Here is an 18,122-nt window from a genome sequence, read left to right as displayed (position 1 = left end):
AAGTAGTCATCGCCATCGCCGCCGCTGAGGGTGTTATTGCCAATGGCGTAATCTGCGAATAACGAGTCGTTCCCGGCTCCCCCTTCCAGGGAGTTGTTGCCCTGGGAGTCGGATGCTTCGAGGATATCTTCCCCATTGCCGCCGACTAAGGTGTTGTTGCCATCGCTACTACAGACGCAGAGGTCGTCATCGCCCTCACCGCCTATGAGGCTGTGATTACCACTGGTGGAGGAAGCATCTAAATAGTCGTTGTCAGCACCCCCATCCAGGGTGCTATTCCCAGTGGATAGGTAGATGTCTAAGAAGTCTTCCCCTACCCCACCTTCTAGGAGGTCGTTGCCATCCCCACCGAACAAGTAGTCATCGCCCTCGCCGCTGCTGAGATGGTTGTCACCCGTATTTCCAAAGAGGTAATTATCAAGGCTGTTGCCGGTGCCATTAATGGCGGCACTCCCCGTGAGCACCAGATCATCAACGTTGGCTGTCAGGGTGTAGGTAATGCTGGACTCAACCAGATCAATGCCTTCACTGGCATTCTCCACCACCACATCGCCGATATTATCAACCACATAGGTGTCGTCATCGAAACCACCCACCAGGGAATCGGCTCCAATACCCCCATCTAAAATGTCGTTGCCCTCCCCACCCACGAGGGTGTCATTTCCCTCTAAGCCAGTGAGGTCATTGTCGTTGGTGTTGCCTGTCATCAGGTTGGCTAACTCGTTGCCGATGCCGATACTGGCAGTGCCAATCAGGGTCAGGTTCTCGACATCACTGCCGAGGCTGTAATCAATGCTAGCTTCAACCCTATCGGTGCCGGCGTTGGCATACTCAACAACGGCATCATCGACGCTATCGACACGATAAACGTCGTTGCCGGCTCCGCCAAGGAGAATGTCGTTGTCAAACCCACCGTCGAGGGTGTCATTACCTGCGTCGCCATTGAGGACATCATCATTGGCTTCGCCCAGCAGGGAGTCATTGCCGTCGCCACCCGATAGCTCGTCTTCCCCGTCACCCCCTAATATGCTGTCGTTTCCGACCCCGCCACTGAGGAGGTTGCCGCCGCTGTTGCCAATAATTTGGTTATTGCGGCTGTTGCCGGTGCCGGTGAGGTCGAAGATACCCTGTAAAATCAAGTTCTCAAAACTACTCGTCAGGGTGAAGTTGAGGTCGGTCTCTACGGTGTCGGTGCCACTGCTGTCGCTGATAACATCGCTGGCAGAGTCTACGACATAATAATCATTCCCCGCTCCGCCAATCAGGGTGTCGTTGCCACTGCCGCCAATCAGGGTGTCGTTGCCGTTGCCGCCCACTAAGGAGTCATTGCCATCGCCGCCCACTAAGGAGTCATTGCCATCGTTGCCGTTGAGGGTGTTGGCACCCGTGTTCCCGAGGATAACGTTATCTAGGCTGTTGCCGGTGCCGTTGATGGCACTACTCCCAGTTAGAGTCAGGTTCTCAACATTGGCTCCCAGGGTGTAGGTAAGGCTCGACTCAACCAGATCAATGCCTTCACTGGCATTCTCCATCACCACATCGCCGACATTATCGACAACATAGGTGTCGTTGTCGGTGCCACCCACCAGGGAATCGGCTCCAATGCCACCATTTAAGCTGTCGTTGCCATCACCCCCGATTAAGGAATCGTTGCCGTCTAAGCCCAGCAGGGTGTCATTGCCATCGCCGCCGCTGAGATGGTTGTCACCCGTATTTCCAAAGAGGTAATTATCAAGGCTGTTGCCGGTGCCGTTGATGGCACTACTCCCAGTTAGAGTCAGGTTCTCAACATTGGCTCCCAGGGTGTAGGTAAGGCTGGACTCAACCAGATCAATGCCTTCACTGGCATTCTCTACCACCACATCGCCGATATTATCAACCACATAGGTGTCGTCATCGAGACCACCCACCAGGGAATCGGCTCCAATACCACCATCTAAGCTGTCGTTGCCCTCCCCACCCACGAGGGTGTCATTGCCCGTCAGCCCTTCAATGGTGTCGCTACCGCTGGTGCCTGTAACTAAATCATTGTTGCCCGTGCCCCGTGGGGTGCCAAACACTACATAGCTCTGGCCGGAATCGCTGCCATTGGGGTCGGCACCATAAGCGCCAATGATTAGGTCATCAATGCCATCGCCATTGACATCCCCGGCACTGCTGACCGAACGGCCTGAWTKGTCAATCGCACTAATGCCATTGAGGGCAAAGCCATTGCTGCCATCCAGTGTAGAGAGATTGAGGCTGCTGCTGAAGCCACTGGTGGAGCCAAAGACCACATAGCTCTGGCCGGAAGCGCTGCCATTAGGGTCGGCACGATCAGCCCCAATGATCAGGTCATCAATGCCATCGCCATTGACATCCCCCGCATTGCTGACGGAACGGCCTGAGAAGTCATTCGCACTAATGCCGTTGAGGGCAAAGCCGTTGCTGCCATTGAGGCTGGAGAGATTGAGGCTGCTGCTGACCATGAGTGTTTTCCTTGATTTGACGAATGGGTTCAGAGCTGGGGAAGACGGCTGCGGTCATTCAAGAAATGCGGCGTTGCAAAGTAATTGGCTGGATGGAGTGGGAACCCGCTTGAGTCTCAGCGTTCAATGGGCTGCCAACGTTACCTGTTGCTATCTTTTGAACTGGTGGAAATCTCGTTAATTTTACAAATAGAGTATCATTTAGACCGGAGCGCGTGACTTTTAAGTGAAGTGGTGCGACAGAACTTGCGGAATATGAACTTCTCGCCATAGAGTACCCGAAATCTGAGTGTGACGGTCAATCTGTTTGACCCATGACTTCACAGAGCCTGAACCAATTGGGATTCCTTCTGCTTGGTAATACGCATAGAATTTTCCAGGTTTAGCAATGACCAAACCGCAAAAGAAATTGGGCATTTTGACCAGCGGTGGAGACTGCCCCGGACTCAACTCTGTCATCCGCGCTGTAATCAACCATGCGGTTCTCACCTATGGCTGGCAGGTTCTCGGCATTCCCTATGCCACTCAAGGACTTCTGGATCAGAAAGCTATACCCCTCAGTATCCACGGCTTAGATTTGCGTGGTATTGATCCCCTCATCAACATGGGGGGGACGATTCTCGGCACCATTAACCGAGGGGATACTCTGGCTCATTTTGATCAGATTCAGGCGGGATACCAGGCATTGGGGTTGGATGCGCTGATTGGCATTGGCGGCGATGGCAGTCTGGCAATTCTCAATCATCTGGCGAATCAGGGAAGCTGGCAGTTTATTGGGGTGCCCAAGACTATTGATAACGATATTGCCCTCACAGAAAGGGTTGTCGGGTTTGACACAGCGGTCAACACCATCACCGATGCCCTCAATCGCCTGACGTTTACAGCATCAAGCCACGATCGGGTGATGATTGTGGAAGTTATGGGTCGAGAAGCGGGGCATTTGGCGCTTCACGCTGGCATTGCTGGGGGAGCCGATGTCATCTTGATGCCGGAGATTCCCTATGCAATCCAGGATGTTTGCCGCCATTTAACCGAATTACGCGATCGCTGGGGGCGTAGATTTGCCATTATTGTGGTGGCAGAAGGGGCGAAAACCGCAACAGATTCCCACGACCAACAGCCGGATCAAAGACCCTCCTGTGGCATCGGACAGTACCTTGCCAGTGAGATTATCAGTTGCAGTGCTTATCCGGTGGATGTTCGGGTTTCGATGTTAGGACATATCCAGAGAGGAGGAATTCCCTCAGCTCTGGATCGTTTGATTGCCACTGCCTTCGGCAAAGTGGCGGTGGATCTGATCGCCCAAGGGCAGTCCAAACAAATGGTGGCGTGGCAGAGTGGACAGGTGGTCGCCGTGCCTTTAGAAGCGGTGATTGCTGCTAACCCGCTGCTGGTGACTCCCGACAGTCAGTTGGTGCAAACGGCTCGAGCATTGGGGATCTACGTGGGAAGTCCAGCCCATTTCAGCCCGATTGTTTTAGATAAGGAGGAATAGATGTGATTAAACTCAGCAGGTAAGTCGCCCTACCTGCTGGTCTGTAGAACCAGACGTGCGAGTTTTCCCGCATCCGGCTCCTCAATGACGTGTTGGTTGTCATGCAACCTCTTCCTGCTATCTTGGGCAGTTTTGACATCTTGCGGTTATCACTGATTGTAGTGTTGCGTATTTTAGACGGCGCTTTCTTTTTTCGCAAATGGGTAGATGTCAGCTTGATATTGCTGGCAATGGGGTTAATGCTTATTGTTGATATGATTAAATGTGAAATCCGAAATTTATACCATTTTTAAAAAATAGCTGTCTGATTTTTTTCTTAATTCGAAAATCAAATGGCATTTGATGGCAAATATTGTGGGTAAAAATATCTGCTCGAGCATTACGAATTATGAATGATGGATGTTTTAAGGGAAAATCTATTGAAGTCGAAGGAATATTTGCTAAATGGCTATTCTGATCTCTTGTATGTGTTCCCTCTGAATCGTAGCCAATATTAGTAACTAAATTAACATTGGGTAAAACTGATAAACCATTCTGTGCCCAACAGGCAAATGTCCACTGATAATCCCAAGTGTCGATGCGATCGCAAAAAACTGATTCAAAGATTTCATTCCATGTATTAAATAATCGATCATTTTCTAGAATATTTTTGAGCAAGCCTTGATCTCGGATAACTGGCCAGAGCTTCATTTCTAAATCATAGTGTTGCCAAGCTCGTCTCCAAGATGCCCAACCCCAACAATGATTGTAGCGAGAAAAATAATAACTTTCCTGCGTTTTATTTCGTCCAAACTGAAAATTTGTTCCGCAAACTGCCATGATTCTTTCATCTTCATGATAGATCTCTAGCAGCTCTTCACAGAAGCGGAAAAATGATAAATCTGGGAGGCAATCATCTTCTAAAATTATTGCCTCTTCCACATTTTCAAAAACCCAATTTAATCCAGTAGAAACTCGATACTTACAACCTAAATTAATGTCAGAATAATTTTTCAACACTTGGCAATTCCAATCAATATTGTCAACAAGCTTACGAGATAAAGCGCAGTTTTCAATATCGCTTGATAAATTAGTTCTAGGACCATCAGCTACCAATAAAAGAATAGGAGGTTTTGCTCGACGAATTGTTTCAAAGACCTTCTTTGTGCAATGAGGTCGATTGAATATAAGTAATGCAACAGGAGTTTTTAGATTGAAAGACATATAACTTTTCTAAGCCACTTGTAAACATTGACTCTTTCTGAGTAAGGATTTTAGGTTAATTTAGCTTGCGACTCATTGAGGACTGCAATAGCTATAGATTTAACTTTTTTAAAACTCTAGAAACAAAACTAGATTTTATAAATATTTCTTTTCCATTCTTTATCAAAGAAACTTTAAAAGCTTCGTATGGTTTGACATATTCAAAATCATAACCATACATTTTCTGAAAGAAGCCATACTTGATAACACCTAGATCGGAATTATCGACATCTGGCAAAGTTCTATGAAAACAAAAATTTGTCAAAATCAGGACTAATTCTTCGTGGTTACTAGGTTTTATGACTCCTCCTAAATCTTCATACATTGCCCTTCCCATTAAGATGGAGGGCTTATTTCTGTAAACTGCTTCAATGCCAACAGTGGAACCAAACGTTATAACTAAGTCACAGGCATCAATCAAAGCATAGGTGCTAACAATGGATTTTGCATCTATAACTTCAAGGTTGTCAAATTGAATTTTTAACCTATCAATATCTCTAGTTTGTGAATTATTTATATTAGATAAATTCGGGTGAACTCTAAGAAAAAATTTGATTAAATCCTGTCCTTTGAATGCTTCCAATATCCTATATATTCCATCATTTTGATCTTGATATAACGTATTTTCCCACTCTTCAAATGTCAAAACTTCGTCTTCAGAAGAATTAAATATACCAATTTTAAATTTTTCCAATCCAACATTTGTTATGCTTCTAGGTAAAAAATTTTTCTGTTGATTTTTGGTGTATGAAATCCAGCTTTGAGGATTATTATTAATTCGCTCTTCATACCATTCGTATGCAATTCGTCGTTTTTCTGAATCTGGCAATATTGATTCGTTATAGCAGACATCAATTTCACTTTTCATAAGGCTGAGATTATGGGTAGAGCCATTTTTTATTAGGTAGTATTTATCTAAAATTCCAGCACGTTCATGAACATAGGTTGTAATATTAAAGGATTGAGCAACTTGCAAGGCTGGTCTAAATGCGGCGAATCGACCATTGCAAAGAATAAAAATATCGGGACATAGCTCAATAAGATGATTGTGAATCGAGAAATGCACAATGGCCGCAGCAGCTAAATTATATCGAATAAGTTTTTATGTGTTTATTGATTTCAGGATTTGGATCTCTCAATAGCGAAATAGTTGAGCTTAAAGCGGCAAGACCTATCTGAGATGTACCTATTTCTAATTTAGTTAGATCTTTTAAGGATGAGATTTTGATATTATAGAGCTTATCTACTTCTGCATTTTGAAGTTTACTAACATGATAAAAATCCTTGATTTCTATTCGACTTTTCCCAATCCATTTAATTCCAGCAGCATTTCGGGATTTGCACAGTCTACAGATTGATTCCTGATGGTAGGGATTGGGTTCGCAGGTTGGCAATTTACCAGAACAACGTAGTAAAGTAACTCTGCATCCTTTTACTAAAAATTTTTCAATTAGCTCTAACTCTGTTTCAAAATGAAAGGGCCAATTTGCAAAAGGGGAATAAATTAATATTCTACTGCCGGAATCAATTTCCATATAATTTCATTTTAGTCTATAAGTTTTCAAATGATTAGATCCCAATTCACTGGTGTACCTATTGCTGCATCCAGTTTAATTTTTTTACCGAGCAAAATATCGTAGTACTTCGATGGTAGTCCTTTTCCCGGCCTAACTACGCGTAAATTTTCGGATGTAAAAGTATCTCCTGCTTTCATATTCTTGGCGACATAGAGTGAGCGTCGATACATTAATGACCCCTCTTCCGCCACCGTAGGGCCATAGTTTATTGTTCCCATAGCTTGGGCAGCTCTTGCAGTTTCAACCACCAATTGAGCCATTTCCTTTGGTTCCATAGAGAAAGCCGCATCTACCCCTCCATCATCTCTACTCAGGGTTAAATGCTTCTCAATGATTGTTGCTCCCATCGCCACACTAGCAACTGCTACACCAATTCCTATTGTGTGATCAGATAGCCCAACTTGGACATTAAACATTTCCCTAAGATGTGGGATAGTTGCGAGGTTAGAGTTTTCAGGACTAGCAGGGTATGTACTGGTACATTTAAGCAAGATTAAGTCCTTGCAACCTGCTTTTCTAGCTGCTAAAACTGTTTCATCCAGTTCAGCCAGGGTTGCCATGCCTGTTGAGATGATCATTGGCTTTCCGGTGCTGGCGACCTTGCGAATTAAGGGCAAATAGGTGTTTTCGAAGGAAGCAATTTTGTAGCAGGGAACCTGGAGAGATTCCAGAAATTCCACAGATGTGGCATCAAAGGGGGTGCTAAAGGCAATGATACCTAGTTCACGGCAGCGATCGAAAATCGGTTGATGCCATTCCCAAGGTGTGTAGGCTTGCTGGTAAAGCTTGTGCAGAGATCTTCCTTGCCATAAGCTTTCGGCATCGGTGATAAAAAACCTCCCCTTCCTCTACATCTAAGGTCATCGTCTCGGCAGTGTAAGTCTGTAGCTTGAGAGCGTGGACACCTGCTTTAGCAGCAGCTTCGACAATTTCAAGTGCTCGTTCAAGCGAATGATTGTGGTTGCCGGACATTTCAGCAATGATAAAAGGAGGATGATTCCTGCCAATCCAGCGATTGTCAATGAAGATATCCAGCATAGGTGCAGGTAAGAACTAAGGGGTTAATGGTATTCAGTCTTGAGCAATTGATTGATCAAATATTATTTTATGTTTTTAATGTGGCTCACATAAATCATTACCTATTTTTATTGGTAGACGATCTTCGGAATCTAGGAAGTTACTTCCTTAGAGTCTGTTGGGAGAATATAGCTTCTGGTAACATCTGCCCCAATATTTGCAAATACATCTAGCGCTGAAAGATGCGAGGTAAATCCTGAACCCCATTGAGAATATACTGGATGCTCCCAAGACTGGTATTTTAGTTCTATACCTGCATCAGCAAATAGATGCTCTTCTGGTGCCATGTAAGCACTAGAACCTGCGCTAGTGTAATAGCTAGTTGCCCCAACCTGCTGGCAAAGATTCAGAAGTAACTGAGTTCTGTTTCCATTTGGCATAAGATCTGATGCCTTCATGAATTGGGGAGATAGTCCTAAAAACTGAGAAAATAATTTAATCCCACTAATATTCAGATCAACAAGATAAGTATGTTCAGTATTAAGCCAACTCTGGACTAATGGAAATATTTTTGCAAAATAAGGTGTAGATCCTAGATAAGTTTGAATTGTTGACAAATGTTTTTCCCTCCATTGTGATTGATGAGGTGAAATTTTTATGTCTAGTAATGGAGTTTTTTGAGCATGAGAAACAACTGGGACGGTCAGCCAAAAAGGCTGACCATTACTGCCTTTTAAACGATTACGACTGTGCCAAGAGCGTTGAACAAACTGAACGGTATCAAGGAAAATAAAAACATCAGCTCTAGAAATTTGTTCAAAGTAGCCGAGCCATGGCATGTAAGTAGGTTGGGTAATAACAACGGTACGGGACATAATGTAAGTTAGATTACTCTATCGCATCTGTAGACGTAAACTGAGAACTCAAACGGAATTACACCAGGTTTAAGTTGATAGTCATGCCTGATAGTTACACAGGGAGAAAGTTCCGATTTGCAAAACCTAAAAACTTCTTCGGGACTTACGTAAAATAGATTAGATTCATAATAATCTACATAGGTAGAAAGAGCATTAAATGCTACCCCAATCCGAGTGTGAGAAAAGAGTTTTGTAAGCAGGGTTGTCATCCAACCCCAGTTATCCGTCAGTTGATTGTTAAACACTCCACTGGCGAATATATAATCGAAAGTTTCAGGGATGCCATCGGTGAGAATATTCCGTTGTTCAAACTTGATATCTGGAAATTTCTGACGGGCGATAGTAATCATTTCTGGAGAAATATCATAGCCTACATACTCTCCATGGAAGTTCAGTTTTGACTTCAACAGTGTTAATAAATGACCTGTACCGCAGCCAAAGTCCAAAACTTTACAGGTACGCAGTTCACCAATTTGAAGTAGAATCTCCATACGCCGCTCCTGGGTGTTGCGATCTCGCCATTGAACACCTTCTGGGCAGTCACCATAGGTATTCAATAAGTAACTGTAATGATTTCGAATAATATGGAAATCAGACTGAAATGAGTGAGTACTCATGGCAATAGGTTCTCCACAGTAACTAACCAGTCATTTTGCTCAATTTGTCCACCCTGATAGGTTGTGACATAGCGATCAATCCAAACCTTGTCAAAAGAATTAGCAAAAATCGCTTTCACTTCTTTTTCAAGGAAACCATGGATGTTAAGTACCTGGTGTTTAAAACGGAAGTCATTATTACTTGCAAACAAAAAAATCCCCCGTCCACCTGGTGCCATTAGGGTACTTAATTTATCTACGGAAATCTTTGTCACCTCAGATCCGGCACAGTCATAGACACCAACACAAATCACTAGGTCAAAACTATCTGAACGAAAATCTAGAACATCTGCTGCTTCTACCTTCAAATTGGCATGTAAACCCAATTTACTTAGTTTTTGGCTAGTATTGGCAATCCCTACTTCAGAGATATCAGTACCTGTGACCTGGAAGCCTTCACTGGCCAAGAATACACAATGGACACCACTTCCACAGCCTAAATCTAACACTCTTGTTTGGGAACGTACAGCTGGAGGAAAATTTCGAAACACAAATTGAATGACTTTTTGATGGGGATAATTTGGTCCACCCTCCTGGTTCCATTGATTCCACATGGCCAGGTGGTTATGATCATAAGCCATTGTCAATTCTCTCCAATCACGAATGATTCATAATCTTTTCAATGACTCTCCCAGTTCCCTGTCCATCAATATACATCTGTCCTACATTGGACATTGATATTTGCTTTTGAGGATCAGCCATCAGGGATTGGGTGGTATGAATGAAGTCATTTTGATTTAGAGATTCAAATGCCCCTAAATATACACTCATCCCCCGATGATGTAGTTCTTGGGCTACCTTCTCTTGGTGCTTGGCAATAGTAATTACCATAGTCGGAACCCCCATATACGCAAGTTCATAGCAGGTAAAGCCCCCAGCACTTATAGCCAGATCAGCCCAGGCCATCCGTTCAGCAATTTGGGTAACAGATTGCTGAATGGTGACTGAATGGATAGATTGGGCTGCTAATGCCTGAACCTCCAATCTATGGGGACAACCACCTCCCAACACAACCATGATTTCTAGAGAGGAGTGAGAAACGAGTTGATTTAACGCCTTTAATACCCAGGCAGTAGTATTGTTTCTATCAACCCCCCCAAAAGTGAGAATAATTTTTGTGGGTTCACGATCAAAATGTCTTTTTTGTCTGGCAGCTAAAAACTCTGGACGCAGCATCAAGTAATTGGGACCCAGAAGTAGCTGAGAATCAGAGGGAACTAACCCGTTATACCGAGTATTTAGATTGGCTAAAAGGTTTTGATCTAGGAGCAGATCACAGTCATGGGATCGATTTGCTAGATCATCAACAATCATGATGTATCGAACATATGGACGCAGGATTTCTTGCCAGCGGTGGTCAATTAAATAGTTGTCAACTATTAACCAATCTATCTCGAGTTTTTTGGTAGTTAAGAGAGACTTTGTCTGTTCAGCGTCAACCTGCCAAGGTATAAACAGACTAGACTGTTTATCTACCTTATTATCCGATGTACCATAATTAGGAGCGGTCTGATCACCATCATTAGCTAGTGCATGATTGAGGAATTCACGTGGGGTGTTCAACTTAAAAGTTGAAAAGCCTTGAGCCTCTAAAAAATTACACAGATTACCGGGAAAATCACGACAGAGAAATTTAACCTCAAATCCCCTATCTACAAGCGAAGAGGCCAGCGTTAAGCATCGCATTACATGACCACTGCCAGCTTGGAAAGAAGCATCCACACGAAATAAGAAGTTCATATCTAGGATTTTGTTTAAAAGAATTTTTGCAGTACATGGGCATTGATTTTGACTAGTTCTGGCATCCGTTCTAAGAGATCCAGTACCTCATTGGTACTAAACCAACATCCATTTTTGTAAAGTACCTGATAAACGGCTTCGATAAACTCCCAATCTTCAGGTGTATCTAAAGTCCAGCGATAATGAGAAAAATTCTCCCTACAACTATAGTTTTGGAGAGAAAACAATTCTGGATGCTGGTAAATGTAAGGGGTAACATGCTCCCGTTCATGATCTTGATGCGCTTCTCGGTATGCTTTCTCTAATACAGATAAGGTAAATATTTCTGCATCTAAACCCCTAGGACAGGTAGGATGAATGGCATTGCTAAGATAGTCAATTTGTAGTTTATTTATAGTCTGATTTATGAAGCTTTTCAACATCTCAGTAAGGATATTTGCATCGAAAAGAGGGCAGTCTGAAGTCACCCGGACAATGATGTCGGCATTGAAAGCCTGGGCTGCTCGGTAGTAACGTTCCAATACATCTGATTCGCTGCCACGAAAAAAACTGCACACCATATCGATTAGCTTCGGCCGCTATGACATCATCAATTGAGGAAGTAGTTGTAGCGACTACAATCTCATCAACCAAGTGACAAGTTTGCACTCTTTCAATTACATGAGCCAAGACCGTCTTACCACAAAGCAACTTCATTACCTTTCCTGGCAAACGGGTGGAGTTCATCCTAGCTTGAATAATGACGATAACTTTCATGGTTATACACTGTCAGATTTAGATCATACGATTCAGGTAAAAAGTCTTTATCAAGAATATGGTCGAGTCTGTAGGAACTGATATCAGGAAAGATATCTTTTCATAACCCTATCTCATGACTTGCGCGATCGCATGCAACCTCATAACATCTTTTTAAGACAGATGGATTTGCTGCATAGGATTGCAAGCTAGGACTATCTTCAAAATTATCTCGTAAACGCAAGCGATGTTCGATGATTGTAGTTAGCCAGCTGCTACTTTGGTACTCTGACTGGAATTGGTATTTCAGTAAATTTATTAACAGCACCACTAAATTATTTTTGACGCTACGCTTTTCTCGTTTACCTATGTCTTCTAACTCGCTCACCAAATTTACCAAGTCTAAATCTTGAAGCTGGCTTGATTGCAATAGGCTGACTTGCTCCACTACCCAGAGATAGTAGTCTTGGCCGTAGCTTTTGTGAGAAGGAATTGAGGTTAGGGTTGCTAATTTCATAGCAATATTTTTCTCAAGCTCATTACAATTCTATCTTGGTCTGCTTCTGTTAGTCCGAAGTAGAGAGGTAAGCTCATAGCTGATCTATAGTATTTTTCGGCTTCGGGAAAATCACCCCACCGAAATCCTAATTGTTGGTAGTAAGGTTGGGTATGGACCGGAATATAGTGCAAGTTAACGCCAATTCCAGCTTGACGCAACGCTTCAAATACTTGGAGATGGGTTTTTTTCCAGCTTCTCCAGTTGTAGCCGAATCACATATAGGTGCCAACTGGAGGCGGTATCCGGATGTTGCCAGGGTAGAGTTAGAGGCAGATCTTGCAGCAGATGGGTGTAACGAGTAGCCAGATAGCGTCGGTACTGCACAAACTCATCCAAGCGTTGCAGTTGGCTTAATCCTAGAGCAGCTTGTATGTCGGTGATGCGATAGTTAAAGCCCAATTCCAACTGTTGATAATACCAGGAGCCATGGGACTTTGACTGCATTAGGTCAGGGCTACGGGTGATACCATGGCTACGGAGCCGTATCAGCTTTTCGTAATGTTCGGCCTGATTAGTTAAAACCATACCCCCTTCCCCCGTAGTGATGATCTTGACAGGGTGGAAGCTGAAAACAGTCATATCTGAGAACTGACAGCAACCGATTGACTGCCGCAGATATTGCCCCCCAATGGCATGGGAGGCATCCTCAATCACTCGAAAGCCGTATCGCTGAGATAGTTCAGCAATTTTAGCCATTTCACAAGATTGTCCCGCTAGGTGAACAGGTATCAATACCTGGGGCAGGCAACCTTGATGGTCGGCAAGAGCCAGCTTACTTTCTAGTTCAGCCATACTCAGGTTGTACGAAAGTGGGTTAATGTCTACGAAGTCCACCGCTGCTCCGCAGTAACGACCGCAGTTGGCCGAGGCCACAAAGGTATTGGGAGAAGTCCAGAGACGATCGCCCTCTCCTAACCCAACGGATAGACATGCGATATGAAGAGCTGCCGTCGCACTAGAAACGGCCACCGCATACTTTACGCCACAGAAATTAGCCACCGCTTGCTCAAAGCGAGATATACAGGGGCCTTGAGTTAGCCAGTCTGACTGTAAGACGGCTATCACTGCATTAATATCCTGTTGACTAATATCTTGGTGGCCATAAGGAATGTAAGGATACATCACTTCAACATCTCTAGGAGTTGGGAGGCAGTTAACCACAAACTGTTGCGATCAGAACTGTACTGGAAGCCCTCTGCTACAGGAACCCCCTCTTCACTCAGTTGGTTGCAGGCAAAATCGACTGGGCTTGTAAATGTAATTGAGGGACGAATGACATAGTGATCAGAAAATTCCAGGGTTAGATGAGCGTCTTCAGCTGGACACATGACTTCATGAAGCTTTTCTCCAGGTCGAATACCTACAGTTTTGGTAGGAATACCTGGAGCAATTGCCTCAGCAAGGTCAGTCACTTTCATGGAGGGAATTTTGGGTACAAAAATTTCGCCTCCATACATACGCTCAAAACTCTTGAACACCAGATCAACACCCTGTTGCAATGTGATCCAGAAACGAGTCATACGGTGATCAGTGATCGGTAAATCCGTTGCACCTTCTCGAATCAACTTTTGAAAGAATGGCACAACAGAGCCTCTAGAACCTACTACATTGCCGTAACGCACTACAGAAAATCGGGTGGGGCGATCGCCAACAATATTGTTGGCTGAAACAAACAGTTTGTCAGACACTAGTTTTGTTGCACCATAAAGATTGATGGGACAAGCAGCTTTATCGGTAGAGAGGGCAATGACCCGCTTAATTTCAGCTTCTAAGGCAGCATCAATGACATTACTGGCTCCGTTAATATTCGTTTTAATGCATTCCATTGGATTATATTCAGCTGCTGGCACCTGTTTTAATGCAGCAGCATGGATGACATAATCTACCCCCCTCATAGCAAGCTTTAGGCGATCGAGATCGCGCACATCTCCTAGAAAACTAGCGCATTACTTCACTATTGTACTCTTGCGCCATTTCATATTGTTTAAGTTCATCGCGGGAGTAAACGATAACTTTTTTAGGCTGATATCGCTGGAGGAGGATTTTGATAAAGTGCTTGCCAAAGGATCCCGTACCGCCAGTAATTAAAATTGATTGGTTATTGAACATGGGAATTGTCAGGAATGAATCTTATATAGGTTTTTCTAAAAGTTTGAGTTGCTTCAAAAAAACTTGGATTAAACTTATAATTTAATTTGATTTTGTTGTAGGGTGCGCCAAATAAACTATTACAAAACTCAAGTTGCAACAGTAAACGATCAGCCATTTCTAGAGGTTTACCCTTATGAAAACCACGAGTATCAGCAGCAATAATCGTGCCTTGAGATCCTAGAATTTCTATGAAATCATTTTGATTGTAGTATTGTTCGATCTCAATATCTTTAATTCGATCGTCTCGCAAGAGTGGTCTTGGTTTGTGTTTGTGTGATCCATTAATATAACAATGAGGACCAGTATGGGTAGTAACATCGCTCAGGTAAATAAAGAACTTGATAAATTTAATTCTATCCATATCAAAGTGATAGAACTGTGCAGATTCTGAACTTGGCTCATCCTGACAACTTGTACTCCACCACATTGCCACTAAATCTGAGATTGGTGTACATTTTAAATATGCCTGTGCAACTGCAAGAATTGAAGGATCAGTTAAGAGATTTTGCACAACTAGATTTTCCACCAAAACTTGCTCATCAAAATCGTATTTAACTGAAACTGGATGATTTCGATCATAGATAATTGGAGACAATTTAGAAGATGGAGGAAATGGAGTGCCAGGGGTCTCAAAAGCCAAAGCTTGAAGCTTTTGACAGTCATCAAAAGATAAATTGGAATCAAATACATAAAATCCGTCCCTATTAATATTGTTGACAATGCTGACAATCAAATCATCTGTAAGATCTCCTAGGATTCCAGATGTACACTTGAAATCATATTCAGGATTACTAATACTCAATAAAAAGCTGGCAACATCATTAGACCGACCATTTGTTAAACAGTAGAGATGTCGCATTCCTAGATAGGCAGGGGTAGGGGTAGAACCATCCTTTCTAAAGATAAAAATCAGATAAAATACAATGCAATACAATAGGTATACAAGACGCTTAAAGTAAGTCATATTATTCTCCTGCATTTGCGATAACAAGAAAAACTCATGCGACTAGAATCAGGATATTTCAGCCATCTTTTCGAGCAGCATTTTGTGTCTTCCGATACAGGATTAGCCATGGTTCCAGGAGACCTACTCATAATTAAATCAATTAAGGGCAATAAAAGATAGTCCATAATAACTGTATGGTCTTGTGGGAGCCTTCGGTTTCATGTCAACGGAAATAACTTTAATTGTGATCTCATTGAAATTCTTTAAAACTGCCGATCTGCAATGAGAAAATAAAAGTTTATCTAAGTTTGGATCAACCATAATTTCCTCTGAAAAAAAAATGTTCTTTTATGTCGACAGATCCTAGCTCAACCTGGTTGCAATAAATGGTTAAAATTAAATTATTAATATAATCGTTTAATTTTCCTCGCAAGGAAAACTGATTAAATTTTCCTCCGTCAAGTATTACTCTGGCAACTTCTCTTGCAAACAATATCTTGTCTTTCTTTGAGATCAAAATCTCTTCTTGTTTCATGAGAAAACCAGCATAAAAATATGGCCAATCATTTTCATTCATCGAAAATAGCTCTCTAGGAGGCTTAAAGTCAAATCTCTTTCTTATTTCTCGATTGGGAGTTCCGACTTGAATACTATACGGAGGAACATCATGAGTTACGACAGTATAAGCTCCAAGGATAGCTCCACGACCAATATAAATTCCCCTCTTAATAAATACTCCCCAACCAATCCAGCAATCTTCTTCAATGTGAACAGGTGCACTATAATCGGCTACCAGTTCAACATGATCTTCAATCCATTTATCTTGATCTCTGATCAACCATGTTGGAAATATACAAGGCCAATGGTTCCCCGAAGAAATATATATATTACAAGAAAGCAAACAGTATCTTTCTATAGAAACATTCCCAAGAATCATACAGTTGTCATTAACTGTAGTGAAATCTCCAAGCGAAAGCGTTTCCCCTAAAGCGACCTGTAACTCCACTCGCTTACCAATCCATGTTTTATAACCCAGAATAATTTCAGTCTTTGTTGCATCCAACTCCACTGGCATAATGAGTTGGGAACCATGGCCAATACTAGCAGTTGGATCAATATTTTGATAAATTGTTTTTTTACATGAAATTCTTTAGCAGTTTTAGCTAAAAATTTGTATAGTTTGGCCAGTAAAAAACAATAAAAATGATAGTTAAAAATTATTTTTGCCAACAAAAATAATTTCTTCATCCATTTAATTTTTCTATTTTTAGGTTCAGATGCTTTAGCTCTATTTTCTAGATGATCTGAATAATGTTGTTCATGCATTTCCTTAGACTTCTAAAGATTTAGATTCTTTACAACTCGGTTATTCAATAAAAATGTTTGCCGGTATGGAAACATATCCAGATGTTCGATGTTGATCATCATCCCCGGACGAAATCATCAAATCAGGCAAGCTGACGTTTTGATCGATTACATCATAGAAGATGTGGCAATCAATAGGGCCAAGACAAATATACAATGAATATTCGCCGGGACGTATGCAAATATTTGGAATTTCAATTACCACTGTTGATGTGTGGTTTACAGGGACCATTTTCTGGTAAAGATTTTTTTTGAACGTCGTAATAATTTCACCTGTAAAGCTGGAGTTTATAGCCATATATATACATAGATTGGGTACATTTGTAAAAGCTTGAAATGAAAGGTGAAACCTGACAGTTTCACCCATTTCAAAATTCCATCTCTCAACTTCATCTGCATCGATAATTCTTACCTTTGTGAACCTTACAGCTCCAGATGTACGGCTCAATCGATCTGCTAGCCCTGTATGTTCATCAATTGTAGTTTTACGTTGAGAATGGGTGTACACACTTAAAGTTTCTTCGGTTTTTCCATCGGTAATAACTTTACCATTATCAAGCATGATAGCTCTTGAACAAAGTGAATTTATTGCCTGAATATTATGACTGACAAATAGTACTGTTCTTCCTCTTACTGCTACATCTTTCATTCTCCCTAAGCACTTTTTTTGAAATGCCATATCTCCAACTGCTAACACTTCATCTACAATTAAAATTTCTGGTTCTAAATGTGCGGCAACTGCAAAAGCTAGGCGCACATACATTCCCGATGAGTATCGCTTTACAGGTGTTTCTAAAAATTTTTCTACCTCTGCAAATGCTACAATTTCATCAAACTTTTTAATGATTTCATTGCGCTTCATTCCTAAAATTGTACCACTCATAAAAATATTTTCTCGGCCTGTTAATTCCGAATGAAACCCCGTTCCTACCTCCAATAAAGAAGCAACTCGACCATATAATACTGCCTCTCCTGTTGTAGGTTGAACGACTCGAGATAGGATTTTCAGCAAGGTGCTTTTACCTGCTCCATTACGACCAACCACTCCAACTACTTCACCAGGATAAATATCCAGATCAATGTCTTTAAGTGCCCAGAATTCTTCGGTCTGCGATCCTCCCCATGTCCCTTGCATTATTCCCTGTATCAATTCAGTTAAATCTTCCCGCAATGTGCGATATCGTTTCTTTTCGTTAGCACGAATCCGATAAGACTTCCCTAACCCTTTAATGGAAATAATTGGTTCCATTCTTG

The 18,122-nt window shown here is 42.3% G+C and carries 15 protein-coding genes and 4 pseudogenes; 1 reads left to right on the top strand and 18 read right to left on the bottom strand.

Features of this window, described 5'->3' with window-relative positions:
• The coding region (locus tag DO97_RS23860) for an FG-GAP repeat protein (RefSeq protein ID WP_156120516.1) at window positions 1-2,468 on the bottom strand (2,468 nt) is incomplete at its 3' end.
• 222 nt (window positions 2,469-2,690) lie between these two features.
• Window positions 2,691-2,837 (bottom strand): annotated as a pseudogene (locus DO97_RS23855) (ISKra4 family transposase); the annotation flags it as partial.
• Between the two features lie 19 nt (window positions 2,838-2,856).
• Between DO97_RS23855 and DO97_RS09660 the strand changes: the two are divergent.
• A complete protein-coding gene (locus DO97_RS09660) occupies window positions 2,857-3,963 on the top strand; it encodes an ATP-dependent 6-phosphofructokinase (RefSeq protein WP_052128589.1) in 1,107 nt (368 codons plus the stop codon).
• A gap of 258 nt (window positions 3,964-4,221) precedes the next feature.
• Here the strand turns inward: DO97_RS09660 and DO97_RS09655 are convergent, their stop codons facing one another.
• The 16 genes and pseudogenes from DO97_RS09655 to DO97_RS24370 form a co-directional block, all read right to left on the bottom strand.
• Entirely contained in the window at window positions 4,222-5,166 is a 945-nt protein-coding gene (locus DO97_RS09655; RefSeq protein WP_036532863.1) for a hypothetical protein, read from the bottom strand.
• Between the two features lie 91 nt (window positions 5,167-5,257).
• On the bottom strand, window positions 5,258-6,181 hold the full coding sequence (locus DO97_RS09650; RefSeq protein WP_156120515.1) for a capsular polysaccharide export protein, LipB/KpsS family: 924 nt from the start codon (window positions 6,179-6,181) through the stop codon (window positions 5,258-5,260).
• A 109-nt stretch (window positions 6,182-6,290) separates the two neighbouring features.
• On the bottom strand, window positions 6,291-6,740 hold the full coding sequence (locus DO97_RS23850) for a hypothetical protein (protein ID WP_156120514.1): 450 nt from the start codon (window positions 6,738-6,740) through the stop codon (window positions 6,291-6,293).
• A gap of 26 nt (window positions 6,741-6,766) precedes the next feature.
• Window positions 6,767-7,820 (bottom strand): annotated as a pseudogene (pseI, locus tag DO97_RS09645) (pseudaminic acid synthase).
• Between the two features lie 131 nt (window positions 7,821-7,951).
• Complete coding sequence (locus DO97_RS22145) at window positions 7,952-8,674, bottom strand: WbqC family protein (RefSeq protein ID WP_072016413.1); 723 nt, start codon at window positions 8,672-8,674, stop codon at window positions 7,952-7,954.
• Window positions 8,675-8,682: 8 nt separating this feature from the next.
• Window positions 8,683-9,333 carry a class I SAM-dependent methyltransferase gene (locus tag DO97_RS09635; RefSeq protein ID WP_052128588.1) on the bottom strand — a complete coding sequence of 217 codons (651 nt, stop codon included), beginning with the start codon at window positions 9,331-9,333 and terminating at the stop codon, window positions 8,683-8,685.
• Complete coding sequence (locus tag DO97_RS20930; protein WP_052128587.1) at window positions 9,330-9,953, bottom strand: class I SAM-dependent methyltransferase; 624 nt, start codon at window positions 9,951-9,953, stop codon at window positions 9,330-9,332. The genes DO97_RS09635 and DO97_RS20930 overlap by 4 nt, the downstream gene beginning before the upstream one ends.
• A gap of 16 nt (window positions 9,954-9,969) precedes the next feature.
• The gene (gene pseG, locus DO97_RS09625) at window positions 9,970-11,112 is read right to left on the bottom strand and encodes a UDP-2,4-diacetamido-2,4,6-trideoxy-beta-L-altropyranose hydrolase (RefSeq protein WP_052128586.1); all 1,143 of its coding nucleotides are present in this window, start codon (window positions 11,110-11,112) and stop codon (window positions 9,970-9,972) included.
• 14 nt (window positions 11,113-11,126) lie between these two features.
• The gene (locus DO97_RS25035) at window positions 11,127-11,633 is read right to left on the bottom strand and encodes a cytidylyltransferase domain-containing protein (RefSeq protein WP_476703518.1); all 507 of its coding nucleotides are present in this window, start codon (window positions 11,631-11,633) and stop codon (window positions 11,127-11,129) included.
• Window positions 11,536-11,808, bottom strand: coding sequence for a cytidylyltransferase domain-containing protein (locus DO97_RS30995; RefSeq protein WP_476703519.1), 273 nt, complete (start codon window positions 11,806-11,808; stop codon window positions 11,536-11,538). Before DO97_RS30995 ends, DO97_RS25035 begins: the two co-directional genes overlap by 98 nt.
• Window positions 11,809-11,968: 160 nt before the next feature.
• Complete coding sequence (locus DO97_RS09615) at window positions 11,969-12,364, bottom strand: DUF29 domain-containing protein (protein ID WP_081980701.1); 396 nt, start codon at window positions 12,362-12,364, stop codon at window positions 11,969-11,971.
• Window positions 12,361-13,528, bottom strand: a pseudogene (gene pseC / locus DO97_RS09610) (UDP-4-amino-4,6-dideoxy-N-acetyl-beta-L-altrosamine transaminase). The gene DO97_RS09615 and the pseudogene pseC overlap by 4 nt, the downstream one beginning before the upstream one ends.
• Window positions 13,528-14,515 (bottom strand): annotated as a pseudogene (gene pseB / locus DO97_RS09605) (UDP-N-acetylglucosamine 4,6-dehydratase (inverting)). The pseudogenes pseC and pseB overlap by 1 nt, the downstream one beginning before the upstream one ends.
• Complete coding sequence (locus tag DO97_RS20925) at window positions 14,505-15,521, bottom strand: phytanoyl-CoA dioxygenase family protein (RefSeq protein WP_162182973.1); 1,017 nt, start codon at window positions 15,519-15,521, stop codon at window positions 14,505-14,507. Before DO97_RS20925 ends, pseB begins: the two are co-directional and overlap by 11 nt.
• 295 nt (window positions 15,522-15,816) lie before the next feature.
• Entirely contained in the window at window positions 15,817-16,578 is a 762-nt protein-coding gene (locus DO97_RS09595) for an acyltransferase (protein WP_081980699.1), read from the bottom strand.
• A 291-nt stretch (window positions 16,579-16,869) separates the two neighbouring features.
• The gene (locus DO97_RS24370; RefSeq protein WP_052128582.1) at window positions 16,870-18,117 is read right to left on the bottom strand and encodes an ABC transporter ATP-binding protein; all 1,248 of its coding nucleotides are present in this window, start codon (window positions 18,115-18,117) and stop codon (window positions 16,870-16,872) included.
• Window positions 18,118-18,122 lie beyond the last annotated feature (5 nt).

It is taken from the genome of Neosynechococcus sphagnicola sy1, assembly GCF_000775285.1.
In the GTDB taxonomy this organism is placed as follows: domain Bacteria; phylum Cyanobacteriota; class Cyanobacteriia; order Neosynechococcales; family Neosynechococcaceae; genus Neosynechococcus; species Neosynechococcus sphagnicola.
Note: the sequence above shows the minus strand (reverse complement) of the source record. Positions and strands in the feature narration are given on the sequence as shown.